18 protein-coding genes are annotated in these 19,920 nt (G+C 43.8%); 12 read left to right on the forward strand and 6 right to left on the reverse strand.

What is annotated here, in order from left to right:
- Window positions 1-5 precede the first annotated feature (5 nt).
- From ACRQU7_RS04275 to spoIIID, 5 genes are all read right to left on the reverse strand, one after another.
- On the reverse strand, window positions 6-1,127 hold the full coding sequence (locus ACRQU7_RS04275; protein ID WP_444643976.1) for a GerAB/ArcD/ProY family transporter: 1,122 nt from the start codon (window positions 1,125-1,127) through the stop codon (window positions 6-8).
- 9 nt (window positions 1,128-1,136) lie between these two features.
- Window positions 1,137-1,349, reverse strand: coding sequence for a hypothetical protein (locus tag ACRQU7_RS04280; RefSeq protein WP_444643977.1), 213 nt, complete (start codon window positions 1,347-1,349; stop codon window positions 1,137-1,139).
- Window position 1,350: 1 nt separating this feature from the next.
- Window positions 1,351-2,475 carry a Ger(x)C family spore germination protein gene (locus tag ACRQU7_RS04285; RefSeq protein ID WP_444643979.1) on the reverse strand — a complete coding sequence of 375 codons (1,125 nt, stop codon included), beginning with the start codon at window positions 2,473-2,475 and terminating at the stop codon, window positions 1,351-1,353.
- Window positions 2,472-3,974, reverse strand: a complete 1,503-nt coding sequence (locus ACRQU7_RS04290) for a spore germination protein (protein ID WP_444643981.1) — start codon at window positions 3,972-3,974, stop codon at window positions 2,472-2,474. Before ACRQU7_RS04290 ends, ACRQU7_RS04285 begins: the two co-directional genes overlap by 4 nt.
- A gap of 128 nt (window positions 3,975-4,102) precedes the next feature.
- The gene (gene spoIIID, locus ACRQU7_RS04295) at window positions 4,103-4,351 is read right to left on the reverse strand and encodes a sporulation transcriptional regulator SpoIIID (RefSeq protein WP_038322728.1); all 249 of its coding nucleotides are present in this window, start codon (window positions 4,349-4,351) and stop codon (window positions 4,103-4,105) included.
- 859 nt (window positions 4,352-5,210) lie between these two features.
- Between spoIIID and ACRQU7_RS04300 the strand changes: the two genes are divergently transcribed.
- The 12 genes from ACRQU7_RS04300 (at window position 5,211) to ACRQU7_RS04355 (ending at window position 18,140) form a co-directional block, all read left to right on the forward strand.
- Window positions 5,211-5,510: a recombinase family protein gene (locus tag ACRQU7_RS04300; protein WP_444643984.1), complete on the forward strand. Its 300-nt coding sequence runs from the start codon at window positions 5,211-5,213 to the stop codon at window positions 5,508-5,510.
- Window positions 5,511-5,890: 380 nt separating this feature from the next.
- Complete coding sequence (locus ACRQU7_RS04305; RefSeq protein WP_444643986.1) at window positions 5,891-6,664, forward strand: DUF4422 domain-containing protein; 774 nt, start codon at window positions 5,891-5,893, stop codon at window positions 6,662-6,664.
- An 18-nt stretch (window positions 6,665-6,682) separates the two neighbouring features.
- Window positions 6,683-7,807: a UDP-galactopyranose mutase gene (glf, locus tag ACRQU7_RS04310; protein ID WP_444643988.1), complete on the forward strand. Its 1,125-nt coding sequence runs from the start codon at window positions 6,683-6,685 to the stop codon at window positions 7,805-7,807.
- Window positions 7,795-8,694, forward strand: coding sequence for a glycosyltransferase family 2 protein (locus ACRQU7_RS04315; RefSeq protein ID WP_444645500.1), 900 nt, complete (start codon window positions 7,795-7,797; stop codon window positions 8,692-8,694). Before glf ends, ACRQU7_RS04315 begins: the two co-directional genes overlap by 13 nt.
- Complete coding sequence (locus tag ACRQU7_RS04320; protein ID WP_444643990.1) at window positions 8,678-9,610, forward strand: glycosyltransferase family 2 protein; 933 nt, start codon at window positions 8,678-8,680, stop codon at window positions 9,608-9,610. The genes ACRQU7_RS04315 and ACRQU7_RS04320 overlap by 17 nt, the downstream gene beginning before the upstream one ends.
- Window positions 9,611-9,627: 17 nt before the next feature.
- Window positions 9,628-10,422: an ABC transporter permease gene (locus ACRQU7_RS04325; RefSeq protein ID WP_444643992.1), complete on the forward strand. Its 795-nt coding sequence runs from the start codon at window positions 9,628-9,630 to the stop codon at window positions 10,420-10,422.
- A gap of 18 nt (window positions 10,423-10,440) precedes the next feature.
- Window positions 10,441-11,190 (forward strand): ABC transporter ATP-binding protein, encoded by a 750-nt coding sequence (locus tag ACRQU7_RS04330; protein WP_444643994.1) that lies wholly within the window; start codon window positions 10,441-10,443, stop codon window positions 11,188-11,190.
- Between the two features lie 86 nt (window positions 11,191-11,276).
- Window positions 11,277-12,287 (forward strand): glycosyltransferase family 2 protein, encoded by a 1,011-nt coding sequence (locus ACRQU7_RS04335; RefSeq protein WP_444643996.1) that lies wholly within the window; start codon window positions 11,277-11,279, stop codon window positions 12,285-12,287.
- Window positions 12,288-12,311: 24 nt separating this feature from the next.
- On the forward strand, window positions 12,312-13,283 hold the full coding sequence (locus ACRQU7_RS04340; protein ID WP_444643998.1) for a glycosyltransferase family 2 protein: 972 nt from the start codon (window positions 12,312-12,314) through the stop codon (window positions 13,281-13,283).
- Window positions 13,284-13,841: 558 nt separating this feature from the next.
- Window positions 13,842-14,372, forward strand: a complete 531-nt coding sequence (locus tag ACRQU7_RS04345; RefSeq protein ID WP_444644000.1) for a hypothetical protein — start codon at window positions 13,842-13,844, stop codon at window positions 14,370-14,372.
- Between the two features lie 30 nt (window positions 14,373-14,402).
- Window positions 14,403-16,973, forward strand: coding sequence for a polysaccharide pyruvyl transferase family protein (locus tag ACRQU7_RS04350; RefSeq protein WP_444644002.1), 2,571 nt, complete (start codon window positions 14,403-14,405; stop codon window positions 16,971-16,973).
- Window positions 16,974-17,036: 63 nt separating this feature from the next.
- Window positions 17,037-18,140 carry an acyltransferase gene (locus ACRQU7_RS04355; protein ID WP_444644004.1) on the forward strand — a complete coding sequence of 368 codons (1,104 nt, stop codon included), beginning with the start codon at window positions 17,037-17,039 and terminating at the stop codon, window positions 18,138-18,140.
- A 715-nt stretch (window positions 18,141-18,855) separates the two neighbouring features.
- Here ACRQU7_RS04355 and ACRQU7_RS04360 read toward each other — a convergent pair.
- Window positions 18,856-19,896, reverse strand: a complete 1,041-nt coding sequence (locus ACRQU7_RS04360) for a 2-hydroxyacid dehydrogenase (RefSeq protein ID WP_444644006.1) — start codon at window positions 19,894-19,896, stop codon at window positions 18,856-18,858.
- Window positions 19,897-19,920: the final 24 nt, after the last annotated feature.

The raw sequence follows: 19,920 nt of genomic DNA on the forward strand, positions 1-19,920 counted from the left end.
TATTTTTAAGATCCTCCCGCTTCTTTGTCTGCAGCGGGGGGATTTTTTGTCTCCGGGTGTGTTCTTGCCTTTATTTCCGCGCCGATCAGAATAATAATGGGGAAGATGATTTGGAAGGGAATCGCGTAGATTTCGTATACCGGGATCCATTCCACCCATTCCACTGTGTTTTCGTAAAGTATGCCGGCCAGGGTGACCATAATCAGAGCGCAGGGAACGACATAGAGCTTTTGGTCGGCTGCGTTCAGCAGCTTGGCGAGACCCAGAGAAGAGGAATACAGGCAGACGGCGACCTTAATAAATCCCGCCAGCATCAGATTGATGCCGATCAGAACCTCGGCACGGGAAAAAAAGTCGCCTATGGAAATGATGCCGACGGTTTCGTAGGAAGGGAAATAAAACATGGTCGCAGAGGGAAAACCCAGGATCAGAATATTTCTGAGATTGACGACGATCACGATTACCAGTGTCCATATCAGGGCTTTGAAAAAAAAACGGTAGGGTTTCGCCTGCGGATCGAGCGAAGAGAAAAAGGAGAGGCAGAGAAAGGCCTCGCCCAGGGGCAGAACGCAGAGGGAAAAAGCACTGCCGAGCAGCGTCTTCAGATCGGTATTCATGATTGGCTTCAGATTGCCGATATCCATATCTTTGGTGCCGACTATGAAAGTGGCGGCAACGGATACTACGATAATCGGAAAGGTGTACTTTGACATTCTGCCAATATTTTCCGGCCCGCTTTTTACGGTCCAGACAGATAAAAGGATAATAAAAAACAGAATTGCCGGTTCGGGTGTTTCCGGCATATTCAGGATATGGACGAAGGTGGAAAACACCTTTAATATGATACCGCCGAGATGGATGGAAAAAACCACATAAATAAAGATCAGAATCCGGCCGAAAACCTTGCCGAAAATCTGTATCAGGATTTCGAATAAATTTTTTCCGGGGTACAGGGACGTCAGGCGGATATAAAGAAAAAGGAGGGGGAGTATCATAATCCCTGCCAACAGGCCGGCGACCCACGAATCCTGTTTGGACTGCGGGTCGATACCAATGACCACCAGGCTGCCCAGCCAGAACATAATGATCGTGGCCTGAATCTGTTTTTCCGTTATCTTAGGATTCATCTTTTACCTCTAATGAAAAATAGACGAAATGATCTGGCTGATGATTTTGTTAGGGCTCATCATATCAACGCCGAAGCTCGTCATGATATTGACCGTCAGAGTAATCAGGTAGACGGGAACGGAAAACCAAAGAGCCTTTTTGTCTTTCTTTTTAAAAACAGGAATCAGGTCGAAGACAATCAGGATAGCATAAAGAACAAGAAAAACAATCATAGAACTCATATCAGTCACCAACTCTTGCTGTGTTATTGATTTTAATATCTGCTGTTACGGCGATATCCATCGCAGTGAAAATTTCGTCCCATTTTGCTTTGTCCTGCTCCCATAGCTGGGGGTCGTTTTGATAAATCAGATTCCCAAATCCAAAAATATCGCATTTGTATTGTTTTTGGGCCGTTTTTATCAGATTGGACACGCTGGTCTCCAGACCGCTTTTCGCACTTTTTTCAACATCCTTTATTCTTTCGGTTGGGATGTGCTTCTTGGCAGTCTGATTTTCGCCGAGCGCACATACGGTTTTGATGTCTATTTTGACTGCCGGAGGATTTTGGGTAAGGATGGGAGTGATTTTTGTTCCGCTTTCCTCTATCTCAAGGGTAATGTTCCTGCCGTCGGAATCAGGGCTTGTCAGCAGCAATCCCCCTTTTATCTGGTTTTTGATGAACAGGAAAAGCTGGGACTGATCGGCATCCAGAAAACCAATCAGCTTGTCCTTTTTAAAAATAGCAGTACCGGCCAGTTCTACAGTGGTTGCCGTCTGCTGTTCTGCAACTTTAATGGAAGGCAGGACCAGCGAAGTACCCTCTCCGGCAAGCATATTGTTGGCCTGGTACAGTTTGACTCTGGGCGTTTTCGAGAGGCTGGCTACGTTTTGTGCCAGCATTTGATCGATTTCCAGACAGATCAGGTGATCGGTTACCGGTTTTTGTTGAAGGATTTCTCCTGCTGTTTTTTCCTCTGAAATCATGGGGACCAATGTCAGCCTCGGCTCGGCGTCACGGGAAACAAAATCCAAGAGCGGGGTGATTCCCTCCGAAGCGAGATCTTTACTGATTACAACCACTTTACACTCGCTGAACGTCAGCTTTTTCTGGCTTTTGCTGATTGCGTTCCTGATTCCGTCAAACACGGTGTCTCCTTCGGTTTCCAGCAGCTTGGAACCCGGATTGCTTCCGGACAGGTCCAGAAATTCAAAGGTAAAATGATATTTATGCCCCTCTGTTCCTCTGTCGATCGCGAAGCCGGAGACCATGGAAAATTTTTCTATTTCCTGATAATTCCAACAACCGTTTAAAAGGAGCATGCTCACGATTAATAGAAGGACGCAAAGTCTTTTACCGGTTTTCATTTCTCGCTCCTCGAAGCTTCCCTCGTTTCGTTTGGGGAAAGGTATTTGGGCCTTTTTTTCATAAACCACCACGGGGCTCTGACTGCAATATCCTTTTTATCCTGTAGAGTATTTGCGTAAGCGCTGTTCATAATGGGAATGCCAAAAGAATTGAGATTGAAAAGATGGATCAACAGTCCCAGTGTGCCAAACATATAACCGTACAGTCCAAGAATGGACGCCATGGCAAGCAGGGTAAAGCGCAGAATAATGGTCGCTCCTTTTACACGGGGAATCATCAGGCCGGAGATTCCCGTGACTCCTACGATAATAATCATGGGGGCACTCACGATCTTTGCTTCCACGGCGGCCTGCCCAATGACCAGCGCGCCGACAATGCTGAGCGCCTGTCCCATCATTCCGGGCATTCTGGCCCCGGATTCCCGGAGCATTTCAAATACTATCAGCATTAGGACCGCTTCCAGCACGGTGGGAAAAGGAACGCCCTGCCTCGCTTCCGAAATGCTCATTGTCATTGCGAGTGGAAGCATTTCGTCGTGAAAGGTAGTCAGGGCAACATAAATTGCCGGAATACTGGTGGCGACAAAGAAGGCGATTAATCGCAGCATACGCCCGATGGATGCAAAAAAATAGTTCAGATAGTAGTCTTCGTCGCTTTGGAAATTCTCTATGAAAAGGAACGGAACGGTTAAAACAACTGGGGTACCGTCCAAAAATAGAGCGACTCTTCCCTCCAGAAGCTTTGCCGCGACAATATCCGGCTTTTCGGTGCTTCCGATCGTTTTAAAGGGAGAGTACGGGGAGTCTTTGATAAACTCGTTTATATAATTTGAGTCTAAAGTACCGTCAATCGTAAAAGTCTGAAGCCTTTTCTTTAGTTCCGCAAGGACGTCCTTGTTGACGACCTTGTCTAGATAGCAGATGCAGGCTTTGGTATTTGATCTCGTTCCAAAGCGCTGGAACTCCATTTTCAGATCCGGAGTTCTCAACTTCCTGCGAAGCATGGAAAGATTCATCATCAGCGCCTCGTTGAATCCTTCTCGCGGCCCTCTGATCACCTTTTCATTTTCAGGCTCTGAAACAGATCGGCTGCCCCAGCCTTTTGTATTCAGAATCAGGAAATCGGAAAAGCCGTCCATCATCAGGACACAGTCCCCGTAGACGATCGCCTGAAGAATTTCGTCCGTGTCCGACGTGCGCTCCACACTGTCGGACAGCATTACCTGCCTCGCGATGATATCCAGTGACAGAACATCCTTCTGCCTTGGCCTGTACTCCACCAGTGGCTTGATAACGTCCTCGTTTATCAGCTTGTTGTTGACCATTCCGTCAATATAAACAAGACAGAATTCTATGGACGGGAACGCAGGGTTTTCGACCGGCCTGAAAATCAGCGTTTCATCATTTCTAAAGATGTTCTGCAGTAGTTTCTTGTTGACGCTGATCCTGCCGGTAAAGGCAATTTTTTCTTCCTTTTGGTCCGTGTTTTTCTTTTCCATTTTTTCACCTTTCCGGCTAAAACAATATATTCGTACTATTTGTAATAATGGGAAATTTATGCGATTCCTCCGATTTTTAAATAAAAACCCGCGTGCACGGAATTCAATTCCATGCACGCGGGTTTTTATTATGTCTTCTTGTATTTCAACCTTGTAGCCATTCCGCCGCGGATGTGGCGCTGCGCTTTGTTGATCTCAAGGATTTGCTTGACCTGCCTGTATAACTGGGGATCGACATATTTCAAACGCTGCGCCACATCCTTATGTACGGTACTTTTGCTGACACCAAATTTTTTTGCTGCGCCGCGCACGGTGGTTCTGTTCTTGATTATGTACTCGCCGAGCTCTACGGCGCGCTCCTCAACAATACCTTTCACTGTTCCACCCTCCAAACGATTCCGATTGGTAAATAATTATGCTCTGAGAAGAAGAATTAGTACAAAGAGGGGGAATGAAAAGAAACTTAATGAAAGGATATTTCTTTATGGAGGACGTCGCCGGGAGAAAAAGAGGAACATATTCAATTTTATGAGAATGGGCGGCAGGAAATTCCCCAATTCGATGAGATCTGCAAATAGATGAGCTGGCAGAAACCGTTTCGACACAACGGCAAAAAAGAACAGGAAGGAAGACTTTTTCCTTTTCAAAGCCATTTTCTCCTTCATTATTAATAAAAGATAATAATAAGAGGATTTGGTATCATCCTGTCCTGCCCCCAGTGCAGAACAGTTGGCAATACGCTTGCATTAGGTCGGAAACGATGTGTGTTACATGGATTTTCATTCCTCTCTAAAAAAATGATATATGAATGAAAATGACAGATTTACCGCATCAGATTCGTTGATCACAATCATCCGTCTCTTGGTGTTGCTGGCGGAGCATCTGTGTCTAATAGACCGTATCCCAACAATTGTTTCGTAATTGATTGAGTGCTTATCTGCGAAATGCCAAGCGCATTTCCCAATATGTTTTTCAATTTTTTTGGATCAAAACAGATTGTGGAATCACAAATCATCCCATCGTAATCTCCAAGGATATATTGATCACTTTGAGCAAGCGCAAATCTTCTATAGAGTAAATTTACGGCAATTGCATCAACGAGGCTTGAGGTTTTTTAAAATTCGTTCATGTCAATTGCCTTAGAAAGAGAATCATTGCGGTTTTGATAGTAAAAAAGTTTTCATGCACCCTTGAGGAGGCAATATGCACGCATTCCGAGCGGCCGGAGTGATGAAAATGCCAGATCGGATCAAGGAGGGTGATACCATTCTGATCGAATTACTGTCACGGCTTGGCAGGAGCACAAAAGATTTGATTGAACTGGTGGAGCTGTTTGAAAAGAAAAAGGTGTATCTGATTTCCTTAAAAGAATCCATCAACACCAGCACGTCAACCGGGAAGATGCTCTTCACAGTCATAAGTGCGCTGGCTCAGTTTGAGTGGGATGTCATCGCTGAACAGACAAAGGAGGAACTGAAGTCAGCTAGGGTTCGTGGTCGTATGGTGGAAAGCCAAAGACTGATGAGGCGAGGGTGAAACAGGCGGTGAAGCTTTACAACAACACGGCAATATTCCGTTATGAAAATTGAAGAGTTGACTGGGGTAAAGAAGGCGACGCTGTATAGAAGTTTACAAAGTTTGAATTTATAATTATATTTTGTATTAAGACTTGAAACTAAAACCGCTTATAATTAATTTTATTCATCTATAAAAACAAGAACAGGATTGGTACATTATACTAGTAGATAATCAAAAGTATTGACATCGTTTTCTAAGATCAAAACGATGAGATAGTGATATTTTGTCAATATTAAGGTTGCAGGTAGACTAAATATAATGTTATAATATTAATAAATATTTTTTATTCTTTATGCAACTAGAAACTTTTTTAGGAAATAGAAGAATAGAGGATGGCAATGGAAATCAAGATTCTGGTGGCCACTCATAAAGATTACTGGATGCCAAGAGACAAAATGTACCTACCTGTCAGGTGCGGTGTATGCCGACTACCAGATACAGTGACTCACGGATTCCAGAGGGATGATATTGGCGACAACATCAGCGACAGAAATTCTTCTTTTTGTGAGTTGACGGCACTGTATTGGGCATGGAAGAATCTGGACGCTGAATATCTCGGATTGGTACATTATCGCCGTTATTTCGCCCAGCGTCTGACTGGAGAAAAACGTAGCCGCATTGCAGACGACGAATCCGTAATGCGTATGCTAAAAAGGGCACCGGTGATCTTGCCATGTAAGCGCCATTACTGGATTGATACTAACTACGGCCAATATGTTCATGCGCATCATGCAGAGGATCTGGCCCAAACGCGGGTGATCCTGTCCATGAAATGTCCGGAATACATGCTGTCCTATGATGCCAGCATGAAGCGCACCAGCGGCCACCGGTTCAATATGTTTGTGATGCGGCACGACCTTTTAGACGCTTACTGCACATGGTTGTTTGAAATTCTATTCGAGTTGGAAAAGAGCCTGGACATCTCTCATTACAGCACAAATGATCGGAGAGTATTCGGCTTTGTGGCGGAGCGACTGTTAGACTGCTGGATCGAAACAAACCATATTACCTACACGGAAATGCCAGTCGTGAATCTAGAGAACCAGCATTGGCTGAAAAAGGGCGCCGCTTTTCTGATGCGTCGTTTTCGTGGGAAAATCACAAGCTTATAATGAAAATGGGGAGTAGTTATGGAAAAACCATATGATTATTTGATCGTTGGAGCTGGGCTTTACGGTGCAGTGTTTGCTCAGCAGGCAAAAGAAGCCGGACAAAAGTGTCTGGTGATTGATAAGCGGGACCATATTGCAGGCAATATCTATACTGAAAAGGTAGAGGGCATTGATGTGCACTGCTATGGTGCTCACATTTTTCATACGAACGACCAGAAAGTGTGGAGCTATGTCAATCGATTTACAGAGTTCAACCGATACACTAACAGCCCGGTAGCTAATTACAGAGGCGAAATTTACAATCTGCCCTTTAATATGAATACATTTAACAAAATGTGGGGCGTGATTACGCCTGAGCAGGCCCAAGCCAGGATTGATGAGCAACGTAAGGCTGCCTGCATCACGAATCCGAAGAATCTGGAAGAGCAGGCAATCAGTCTGGCAGGTACAGATATTTATGAAAAACTGATCAAAGGCTACACACAAAAGCAGTGGGGACGTCCATGCTCGGAACTGCCGGCGTTTATCATTAAACGTCTCCCTGTACGCCTTATCTATGATAACAACTATTTCAATGCACTGTATCAGGGCATTCCGGTAGAAGGCTACACAAAAATGGTGGAAAACCTGTTGGGTGATACGGAAGTACGTTTGAACGTGGACTACCTAAAGCAGAAGACAGAATTTGACAAACTGGCGGATAAAATAGTCTATACCGGCCCCATTGATGCCTATTTCGGCTATCAGTTGGGTGCGCTACAGTACCGCAGCGTTCGCTTCGAAACGGAAACGCTGGATATGGAAAACTATCAGGGCGATGCGGTTGTAAACTATACGGACGCTGAAACCCCATATACACGTATTATTGAACATAAGCATTTCACCTTCGGTACACAGCCGAAAACCGTCATCAGCCGTGAATACAGCGCCGAGTGGAAGCCCGGTGACGAACCGTATTATCCGGTCAATGATGAAAAGAACGGTGCACTGTATCAGAAGTATAAGGCACTGGTCAATGCGGAACCGAACGTGATCTTTGGTGGCCGTTTGGGTGAGTATAAATATTATGATATGGATCAAGTGATTGAAGAGGCCCTTGATGTGGCAAAGAAGGAGCTGACCCGATTTTGGTGCGGCAAATAAAAAAAGTTGTGGTAGTAGTCGTTACATATAATCGCAGAGAATTGCTGCTGCAGTGTATTGAAAAATTGCTGACGCAGCAAAAATTCGCGTGTGATGTGATGGTGATTGACAATGCCAGTACCGACGGTACAGCGGAAGACATACAACAAAAAAGCGATCCGCGTTTGCTCTATTGTAACACCGGCAAAAATCTGGGTGGTGCCGGCGGATTCAATTTTGGTATGCGCAGAGCAGTAGAAGCAGGCTATGATTATATTTGGATTATGGATGATGACACGATGCCAGAACCGGATGCGTTGGCACAGTTGCTGGCGGCAGATGAAAAACTGGCTGGCAGTTACGGCTTCTTGTCAAGTCGTGCACTGTGGACCGATGGCGGCGACTGCCAGATGAACCTACAGCGCAAAACTCCTTACCGCGATATTGATGGATTTGGCCGTCCACTGATACCCGTTGTAATGGCAAGCTTCGTATCATTGTTTCTACGTGCGGATACGATTTTCCAATTTGGGCTGCCGATTAAAGAATTTTTTATCTGGTCGGATGATTGGGAATATACGCGCCGCATTTCCCGCAAACTTCCTTGCTATGCAGTGACGGCCAGTCGAGTGGTACATGCCATGAAAGATCAGACGGTAGCCAACATTGCTACAGATATTCCGGAACGGCTGCCACGATACCGATATTTTTATCGAAATGATGTTTATCTTTACCGGCGTGAAGGATTAAAAGGCTGGCTTTGGCTGCTTGCCAAGGACTGCTGGCACAGTGCACAGGTGGTTACGAAAAGCCATGGCTGCAAATGGAAAAAGCTCAGGATCATTTGGAGCGGATTTTTTCATGGAATTCATTTTTTGAAAGGAAACGACGATGTCCTTCGATTCTGAAAGAAAAGTAGAACAACCGATACAAGTCGCTGCGGTCGTTGTTACCTATAACCGCAGAGAACTGCTTCTGCAGTGTATTAAAAAAATTCGCACCCAACAGAATGCAGAATGTGATATTTTGATCGTTGATAATGCCAGTTCAGACGGAACAGGCAAAATAATACAATCTATAACTGATAACAGACTGCAGTACCGAAATACGGGCAGTAATTTGGGTGGTGCTGGCGGCTTTCAATACGGCATTCGGTGGGCGGTTGAGGCCAGATATGACCGAGTCTGGATTATGGATGACGACACCTTGCCTGAATCGGATACGTTGGCAGAATTGCTGGAAGCAGATGCGAGGTTGGAGGGCAATTATGGTTTTCTGTCCAGCGTTGTGCTGTGGACAGACGGCCATGAGTGCAAAATGAACCGGCAGAAAATTAAAAAGAGCTTTTATGAGCATATAGAATTTCTGAGAGATGGTCTTATTCAAATTGAACAGGCAAGCTTTGTCTCTTTGCTTTTCCCGGCAAAAACGATCAGAAAGGCTGGACTGCCTATTAAGGAATATTTTATCTGGGGGGATGACATTGAGTATACAAGACGAATTGCAGTGCGAAAGGGACTTTCATCTTACTTGGTCGGCCGAAGTCAAGTAATCCATGCGATGAAACAGAACAGCGGCAGTAATCTTGCTACCGACTCTGTAGAACGCATTGAGAGATATAAATATGCTTATCGTAATGAAAGTAATATATATCGACATGAAGGTTTGAAAGGCTTCTGCTATTATGTTGCACGCTGTGCGCGAGACCTATTGCGGATTTGGAAGGATGCCAAAGATCACAGGTTTCTGCGCAGCTGGGTACTCATTTCCTGCAGTATCGGTGGGCTGTCCTTTAATCCGCCGGTTGAGCATATCGACAAATAAAGGAGAATATTGAACGTATGACGGGAAGAAATGCAATTGGTACAGCTCTACAGCATTTAATAAGGTACAAGCCTCTTCTGCGCGAACTGGTAGTGCGCGATTTAAAAGTGAAATATCGACGCAGTTTTCTAGGTTATTTATGGAGTTTACTGAATCCACTGTTGATGATGGCAATTATGACAGTGATTTTTTCATATATGTTTCGTTTTGATATTCCGAATTATCCGTTGTACCTTATTTGTGGGCAGACATTGTGGAACTGCTTTAATGAAGCAACGAATATGGCTATGACATCTGTAATTCAGAATGGAAGCCTAATAAAAAAAGTATATATACCTAAATTTATTTTTCCAATATCGCGCGTACTGTCTAGCTTTGTAACGATGTTATTCAGTTTGGCGGCAATTCTCGTTGTCATGATCTGTACTGGAACGGTATTCCACTGGGAGGTGTTACTTTTTTGGATTCCGCTGATTCTTATGTTTTTATTTAGCTGTGGTGCGGCGTTAATACTTTCCGCGATTGCAGTCCAGTTTCGTGATATAATGCATCTGTATAGTGTGATTACAATGGCATGGATGTATGGTACGCCGATTTTTTATCCTGTAGATAAAGTGCCCACAGCCGTCCAAATTGTCATCAAACTGAATCCAATATACCATTATATTAATTTTTTCCGTGAATTGGTGTTGTATGGTATGATTCCTGGGCCAAATACCTGGTTTGCCTGTATTGCATCCAGCTTTTTAATATTAGTCATCGGACTTGCTGTTTTCCGCAAGCTACAGCGGAACTTCATTCTTTATATTTAAACAAGGAAAGTTGAAATTATGGATAATGTAATAGAAGTTAACAACATTTCGATGCGCTTTAACTTGGCACGGGAAAGGACAGACAGCATCAAGGAATATTTTGTGAAAGTAGCTAAGCACCAGCTTCATTTTCATGAATTCTATGCGCTGCGCAATATGAGTTTTCAGGTTAAGCGTGGGGAGTCTTTAGCGTTGGTGGGGGCGAATGGAAGCGGAAAAAGTACAATGCTGAAATTAATTGCAGGAGTTATGTATCCCAGCAAAGGTTATCTTTCAATCAAGGGAGGTATTGCGCCAATGATTGAATTGGGTGCTGGCTTTGATATGGAGTTGACGGCACGCGAAAATATATTTCTAAATGGGGCAGTGCTCGGCTATGACCGCAAAATAATGCAAGGCTACTTCCAGGAAATCATGGACTTTGCGGAATTGTGGGATTTTGTGGATGTTCCGGTCAAAAATTTCTCCAGCGGTATGGTGGCGCGACTTGGTTTTGCTGTTGCCACTGCAGTAAAAGCGGACATTTTAATCGTTGACGAGATCCTAGCTGTAGGTGATTTCATGTTTCAGGAAAAGTGTCATAGGCGCATGGAACAACTATTGGCCGACGGCACGACATTGCTTTTGGTATCTCATAACGAAAAGCAGGTTGAGCAGCTGTGCAAACGGGCAATCTGGATAAATCATGGTAAAATGCAGATGGATGGCGAATGCCATGCGGTATGTAATGCATACCGCATGGCATTGAAAGCAGAGTATCATGAATAAGGACAATAGCAGCCCCGTAATGAGAATAAAAAATGAACGCAGATGAGTTGATAGAGTAAATTGAAATACTTTAAGGATGTGGATTTATGGAAAAGATACTTTCTATCTCAATTGCAGCTTATAACGTGGCATCTACCCTGTGCGAGGCATTGGACCCATTCCTGAGCAGCAGAGTACTTGACGTACTTGATATTATGATTGTGGATGATGGCTCTAAAGATAATACAGCAAAAATTGCACAGGAATATGTGGAGAAATATCCAGAAAGTATTCGCCTGATCCAGCAAAAAAATGGGGGCTGGGGTTCCACGGTAAATACCGGTATTCAAAATGCAAAGGGAAGGTATTTTCGCCAGATGGACGGCGATGATTATTATAAGCCAGAGAATATGCCAAACTATATCAAGGCTTTGCAAAAAAGCGATGCCGATATGATTATCACCCCGTATCTGACGTATGATGCAACGAATGGCAATGTAATTTCGCATGAGAACTGTAATCCGGGCTGTGAAATCGAAAAAACCTATTTGCTGAGTGAAGTGCAATCTTTCACGCCATTTATGCATAGCGTCACTGTTAAAACAGAACGTATACGCAACACCGTAACTATTACAGAACATTGTTTTTATACTGATACAGAGTTTGTGTTAAAGGCTTGTAATCAAGTCAGGACGGTGGAATTTCTGGATATGGAGATATATTGCTACCGTTGCGCGGCGGTCGGTCAGAGCATGAGTCTTTCTGGAATGGAAAAGCATTACACAGAACAGACAAAGGTCATCGACGTTCTGCTGAGTTACATGAAGGAAAAGGTTAAGGACCCTGCAGTAAGACGTATATATGATAACCTGTTGTGTGGTACTTGCTGTTGGCAGTACCTCGTCATGCTGTACATCAAGCCTACCAGCCGGCATAAAAAGGATTTGATGGCATTTGATGAAATGATTCGCGCCCGTGCGCCGCAATATTATGATAAGATTGGTATCGGTGTGATCAATAAACTGCGTCAAACACATTTTCTTGGCTATTCTGTGGCTGCCCGTTATAAGAAAGGGAAGGATAATCGCTTTACGAAGGACGGTCGTCTTGTATTTTAAAAGGGACAGGGGAGGAACAGTAGTATGACGGAAGGGCCTTTAATCACTGCTATTATCCCAGTATACAAAACTCCGGAACCTTTTTTGCGCGCCTGTATTGAGAGTATACAAAAACAGACTGTTCAGGATACGCAAATTTTGCTTGTTGATGATGGTAGCCCGGATGATTGCGGGAAAATTTGTGACGAATATGCACAAGCAGACCCACGCATTAAAGTCTTGCATCAGGAAAATGGCGGTCCAAGTGCAGCACGGAATAAAGGTTTGCAACATGCGCGAGGGCATTATCTTACTTTTGTGGATTCCGATGATACGTTGTCCCCATCGGCTTGGAAATATGCCATATGTGCCATGAAGGAGTATGAGGTAGAATGTGTTGTTTTCGGGTGGATCAACAATGAGACAGGTTGTCCGGTTAACCGGAAAGTGGCAGAGCGCCCGACAGTATTGACGGCGTTGGAAGCAATGGCGCAGATTGCGGGCGATAACGATGCCTGCGGTGGCGGGTATCCCTGGAATAAAGTGTGGGATGCAGATGCAATTCGCGCGGTAAACGGCGGCGAAATTCCCCAGTTTGATATGGAATTGTTTGCCTACGAGGATAAATACTGGATTATACAGCTTCTGCACGGCCTAAAACAAGTAGTTTTGTTACCAGAAGTTTATTATGATTATCGGTTGGTGCCCTCTAGCCTGACTAACAGCGATGAAGCTTGGTATCGCCGCCAGTTCAACGCCTATCTGGCCTATGATAAGATTTGTGACTATCTAGAATCCATTGACCGAAGGGCCTGTCGGTCTGGTCTTGGAAAGTATTTTCGCTTCTGCTTCATAGATTTGAGGAATATGCATTCCTGGCGAAAAAAGGATATGTCCCGTTATAAACGCACTAAGAAATGCCTGCTTAAGGTATGCAAGCGTTTGCGCTTGGGTGATTTGAAAAAGCCAAAGCACATAATGGCTTGGCTTTTCTGTCGTATTTACTGTAGGTTCTGAGGTGAATGGCTAGAAAATTAATGAGGAAGGAATATAATATGGGTTGGACGTGGTTAAAATCGATCCGTAAAAAATGGAATGGGATTGTTTGCAATTTCAAGAGACTGTGTTGCCTATGGTAAATACACAAATTGAAACAACGAGAAAAGCTATTATGCAGGGTATGCATAAAAATCAGAAAATCCTTGTACAATCCAAAAGCACGACAGATGGGTTGTATTGGGAACTGTTGCGTGTGCGTGATGGATTGATTCGTACCAACCCCATAAAATCTTGCGGTTTGCGATTGACATTGTGGAAGAGTGTAATTTAAACTGCATCGGGTGCCTAACGTTCGTACCCTGCGCAAGAAAAGTGCCGGGATATGTGATGCCAATGTCTGCTTTTGAGGCAGACATCAAGAGAATGGCCGAACTGTTTAGTGAAAGCGAACTTCAGGTGATTTAACTTTCTGGTGGAGAGCCACTCTTACACCCGGAACTGGAAGATTTGATGAGGCTTCTTCGTTGTTATTTTCCTCATACGAATCTGAGAGTTGTTACTAATGGAGTGGCTTTGTTGGAAATGCAGGAGGCATTTTGGAAATCTTGCAGGAAATACCGTTTTACGATTGAGCAGACCAAATATCCTATTGAGCTTAATTTTGACGAAATCCAAAAGAAAGCGGAGGAAAATAGAGTTTCGTATTTGTATATGGGAGACTCTGGAACAAAAGATAAGACGATGATGCGTTTCCCGCTAGGAATTTATAAAATTATGGAAGAGTCTCTCGATAAGGAAGATGAGCGTTTAAATTTCTTTAACTGCTGGGAAGCAAACAAATGCATTCGCGTGCAAAATGGGAGGATCTATACTTGTTCCAGAATTCCACATATTGATTTGTTTAATCGCTGCTTTCATACAGATTTGAAAGTTACTGATAATGATTTTATTGACATATACAAGGCGAAAGATAAGAACGAGATCTACGAGCAGTTAGCTCGGCCAACAGCTTTTTGCCGTTATTGCAAAGTGGATAGCACTTCATATGGGCACCCGTGGCGGACAAGTGAATGTAATATTCATGAATGGGCGGACATGGAACTATAAATGGATCTAAGAGAGGGGGCAGGGTAAATAATGTTGGAAGAGTTGCATAAAAGGAATCTGAACTGTACCGGATGTGGAGCCTGTTATAATATATGCCCGATAAATGCCATTATAATGGAACCGGATGCATATGGATTTTTGCAGCCTATAGTGCAGGATAATCTCTGCATCAATTGTGGAAAATGCTTGCAAACTTGTCCTGTTCTAACCCCACAGAGAAATACAAATTATGTAGAACCAGAATGCTATGCCGCAGTTATGCCGGACAACGTACGACATCAGAGTTCTTCCGGTGGTGCTTTTACTGCGTTGGCCGATGTCATCTTGATGGAGGGCGGAGTGGTGTTCGGTGCTGCCATTGGATCGGACCTGTCGGTACGGCATATCGGAGTACAGACACAGGAGGAGTTGACCACCCTACGAAAATCCAAATATGTGCAAAGCGAGGTCGGCTTAATCTATCGGGAGGTAAAAACTGCTCTGGTAAAAGGGCAGAAGGTGCTGTTTTCAGGTTGCCCCTGTCAGATAGCCAGCTTGAAATCCTATCTTGGGGAAAGAAAGTACGCTAATTTGTATACTGTGGATATCTTGTGCCACGGTGTGCCTTCACAAAAGATGCTTAGAGAATCTATTCAAGCACTAACAGAACAAATCCCGGCTGTGGGTGTTGATTTCCGCGATAAGGATTATGGCTGGGAGAGTTTGGCGATGACGGTAATCCTTGCGAATGGTACACGGCGACGCTTGTCGTATAATGAGAGCCGTTATGAGCAGGGATTTCATCCGGGCATGACCCTGAGAGAAAGTTGCTATTATTGTCTTTTCTGTGATTTTCCTAGGCAGGGTGATCTTACGATCGGTGATTTTTGGAATGTAATGGATTATGATTCCGACCTGACGGATGGAAAGGGAACTAGTGCTATTCTGGTTAACAGCCAAAAGGGCGGAGAATTGCTTGCTCAGACTCAGAATATGTTTAAAATGCTGCAACCGGTACCGATGAAATATCTGGAGCAGAATCGGATCACACCTGATACGGCGAAAGATCCGGGTAGAGATTTTTTTCTGCATCTTTATCCGAAATTGAATTTCAATCAGGCAGTATTGTATGCTCAACAGAACAAGCATGACATCGGCATTGTGGGAAACTGGTCCTATCCAAATTATGGCTCGGAACTGACATATTATGCCCTGTATACTGTTCTGAATACATTGGGTTATGAGACAGTTATGCTCAGTTGGCCACAGAATTCTACATGGAAACCCTATCCTGTACCACAGCTCTTTTTACAAAATCCGTATCCTCTGTGGGACATCGCGCCCCTCCCTTCAAGCCGGGATGCGCTGTTTTGTTATAATGACCGCTGCGATACATTTGTGCTGGGATCTGACCAGTTGCTGAATAATAATCTCTATAACTGCTTTGATAAATTTGCCCAGATGGATTGGGTAAGAAGCAACAAACGAAAAATCGCCTATGCGGTTTCTTTTGGAACAGATTACATTTGGGGAAGCGATGACGACCGGGCAGAACTGGCACATTTTCTGCAGCAGTTTGATTCCATCTCTGTACGGGAACCAAGTGGAAAAACACTACTAAAACAATACTATGGCGTGAACGCACAAAGTGTTTTGGATCCTGTTTTTCTGATGCCGGCTAAAATGCGGGACTCTTTGGCAGATGTGGGTAGAGACTGTCTACCAAAAGACAAATATCTGTTTGCCTACATTTTGGATCCGAAACAGGAAAAGGCAGATGTATTGCATACCTGCGGCACAAAGCTGGGAATGCAGGTGCTTTCTGTCAGTGATGCCGCACCGGAAATGCACAGGTTGGAAAACAGTTGGAATATTGAAACCGCCTATGACATTAAGCTGGAGCAATGGCTTGCCTATATCCGTAGCTGTGATTATATGATTACAGATTCTTTCCATGGTATGTGTATGGCAATCCTTTATCAGCGACCTTTTTTGGCTATTTGCAATACGACTCGTGGTGCTGCACGATTCACTGCTATTTTGTCGTTGCTAGGGCTGCAGGATCGTTTGCTTTTGACAGAAAAGGAACTACCGGAAAAGCTGAGCTTACTTGATCAAATGATTGATTATGCACAGGTGAACAAGAAATTGGCTGCAGCCAGCCAAGAAAGTCTACAATGGCTGCAAAACGCACTTTCTACCGCACTTCCACCGAAGGAACTCAGTGATTATGATCTTTTGGCACCATGTATAGCAAAGGTAAATCAGAAAACAGAAAAATGTCTTGCAGAGTTAGAAGAGTTTCAAAGACAGGGGGCCGAGACGGATGCGCTCCAATGGACGCATCTTGAGGATCATAAAAATAGATTAGCTGGGCTAGAAAAATTGCAGCGGGAAGGAGCTGAAACGGATGCATCTCAGTGGACACAGCTTGAGGGTCATAACCAGCGTTTAACAGCACTGGAAAAGTTACAGAAGGAAGGAACTGAAACGGACGCATCCCAGTGGGTACAGATTGAAGATCACCGCCGCCGTTTAGATGGCATAGATGCTAAAATAAATGAATTGCATGAAAGAATGGATATATTAGAACAACGTTGGCGCTGGTTCTGGAAAAAATGAAATTTAATAGTAATAAAATAAAAGGTAACCTTGCAAATAGAGTAAGCAGGAGGATAGTAAGACATGGTGGAACAGGCGAAGATATCAAATGTGAATCCTGGAAAAAGAGTGATTTATTATGATGTATTGAATATACTCGCAGCCATCAATGTTGTCTGGATTCATTTCGGAAATGAAGTGCACTGGTACGATGGTTCCCGTGTATGGATGTGGTGTGCTAGCATTCAAGTACTCGCGTACTGGGCAGTACCGGTTTTCTTTATGCTGACTGGTGCTACTTTGATGAATTACCAAGCGAAATATGACACAATGACTTTTTTTAAAAGAAGAATGTTACGTGGTATAATTCCCTATCTAATTTGGGGTACATTTATGCTTGCACTTCAGATCAAACGCGGTAATATACATATTCCACTGGATGGGGACATCCGCAAAATGCTGTTTATAATCCTTGATATTTTCGTCAATAATAGGATGGAATCTATCTACTGGTTTTTCTTAGTTCTATTTGGAATATATTTATCAATGCCGATACTCACTCTGCTTACCAAATCGGAAAATCGCACTGTTTTAGACTACACTGTAGCAGTGGGAGCCCTTACTGTATCTATCCTGCCGTTTTGTTATCGAATGCTTCAGACTTACTGCTATCTCGATGGAAGTGGCTGGAATTCAGCACTACAGCTACCCATACTAGGCAGTTATTTGATTTACCCTGTTTTGGGTTACTGGGCGTCCACACATAATTTTTCTACTGTTGAACGCGGTATTTGCTATACAGCGGCAATCCTATGTGCGATTTTGCGTTATACAGGATTAGTATACCTGTGTAAACGCGATGGGTCTACAAATCAACTGTATTTCGATTATCTGAGTTTCCCGTCCTTGTTTCTGGCTCTGGGGGTTTTTGTTTTTATCCGGTACTTATTTGCAGAGAGAATTGTTTGCAAAGAGAAAACTGCAAAATTCCTGGCTGCTATTTCGGGATGCAGTTTAGGAGTTTATCTGATTCATAATATTGTTTTAAATAAAATAGCTGGAATTGCATTTTTTGCCATATATTCTCTTCAATGGTACTTTTTCTGGCCGCTTATTTGCTATCTGTTTTGTCTCGTAATCGTTTATGCGGTACGAAAGATACCGTTGCTTAAGTACTTGTTTCCATAATTTGAGGGTAGGAAAAGGCGATAATGCAAAATGGGAAATGTAAAAAGCCACAATAGAAAACCATTCTTTTAAGTTACAACCATATGCACGGATTCGACATAATATATCATTTTATTACAATTGCAGTTGCGGAGAAAATATTTTTATTTAGTTTTGATAATTCGTCGAGAAAAGCTGTTTCTTCGATATGTATGAATTAGGAATCAACCGTATTGAAGTCTCGTTGCCTAGCTCATGCAGCAGTTTGATTTGGTCATACACTTTTTATATTGAGGGCATGAATTTAAAATAAGAAAAACCTTTTCCCTTTACCCCCGCTATTTGCTGGCAAGAAATTCGGATATTCTTTTTCCCATGTTCCGTGATCCGGTCAGTGGGCAAAGGGAAAGCAAAATATATTCTAATACACCAGTGAACAGCAGTAAAAAATAGTGGCAGGAAGATTTTTTCTTCCTGCCGTAGTATCCGTGCGTCTTATCGTACTATTTTACCAAAATCAAAAACATTCACTTGAGTTATAACCATATATGTAGTGGCGCACAAGAATTATGACAGCTCATCATTTCCCGATTTTGGGTAAGCGTCCTGGAGTTGTATACATCGCATCAGACTGATACCAAATCTGAAAGTATCATATCTGCGTCCAATTGTACGAAGAGATATTGAAATTGCCTGCGGTATGCAGAACAGCATACAGACAAGCCGCAACGGTTGTTCAGTTGCAGAGATTGTGCATGGATTTTCCCTGCAGGTAATTTTTTAAATCCTCAAAGCAGATATCCACCGAATTACGCATGGTGTCGCTCGAAGTGCCCGCAAGATGAGGGGTAAGGGTCACATTATCCAGTTTCAGGAAAGGACTGTCCTGAGAAAGTGGCTCGCTGTCATAAACATCAATGGCGGCTCCCCCAATTGTTTTCGTCTGCAGCGCCTTCAGCAGAGCGTCGGTATCAACAAGTCCGGAACGCGCCGTATTGACGAAATAGGCGGTCGTCTTCATCAGAGAAAATTCGCGATCACTCATAAATTTTTCTGTTTTTGGGGAAAGCCTCAGATGCACGGTCACAAAATCGGATTGCCTCAGCAATTCATTCAGCGTAACGGCAGTATAGCCCGCACTCTCAATGGCATCCGCGTTTTGGAACGGGTCATACGCCACAATCCTGGAGCCGAAGCCCTTCAGGCGTTCGGCAACGCGGCGTCCGATATAGCCGAACCCGATAATTCCGACCGTACAGTGATTCATGTTGTGAATGTAAGACTGGTTGCCATAATTCTTACACCATTTGCCTTCAAACAGAAGCCTGTGGCTGCGCGCGATATTCTTGTTTTCTGCAATCATCATTCCGACTGTAAAGTCGGCTACGGCGTCCGCGCTTCGCCACGGGGCGTTGATCACCTTGATTCCCTTCTCGGTCAGCGCGGGAACGTCGGCGTTTTCAATGCCGCCCCGAAGAACGGCGACGACCTTCAGATTTTTGCTTGCATTGATTACCTCCCGGTTGATGGAGGCTACGTGTACGGCAATAATTTCCTTATCGGCACAGTTTTCCAGCAGAGCGCCGCAGGTGGGCGCCGCGTCGATGCCATCCCGTTCAATCAGGCCCATGCGGTCCGTGATCGGCCCCATTGCGGACATTTCTTTGTCTTCTATAAGAGTAATTTCCGCCCCGTAGGCCTCCAGTTCAAACATTTTCTGCATCAGATCCTTGGTCACTCCGCCATCTGATACAAGCAGCACCTTTGTTTTTTTCATTTTTTAGTCCCTTTCAAAAATAAT

The sequence above is a fragment of the Caproiciproducens puteiluti genome (genome assembly GCF_052442865.1).
Taxonomy (GTDB): Bacteria; Bacillota; Clostridia; order Oscillospirales; family Acutalibacteraceae; genus Caproiciproducens.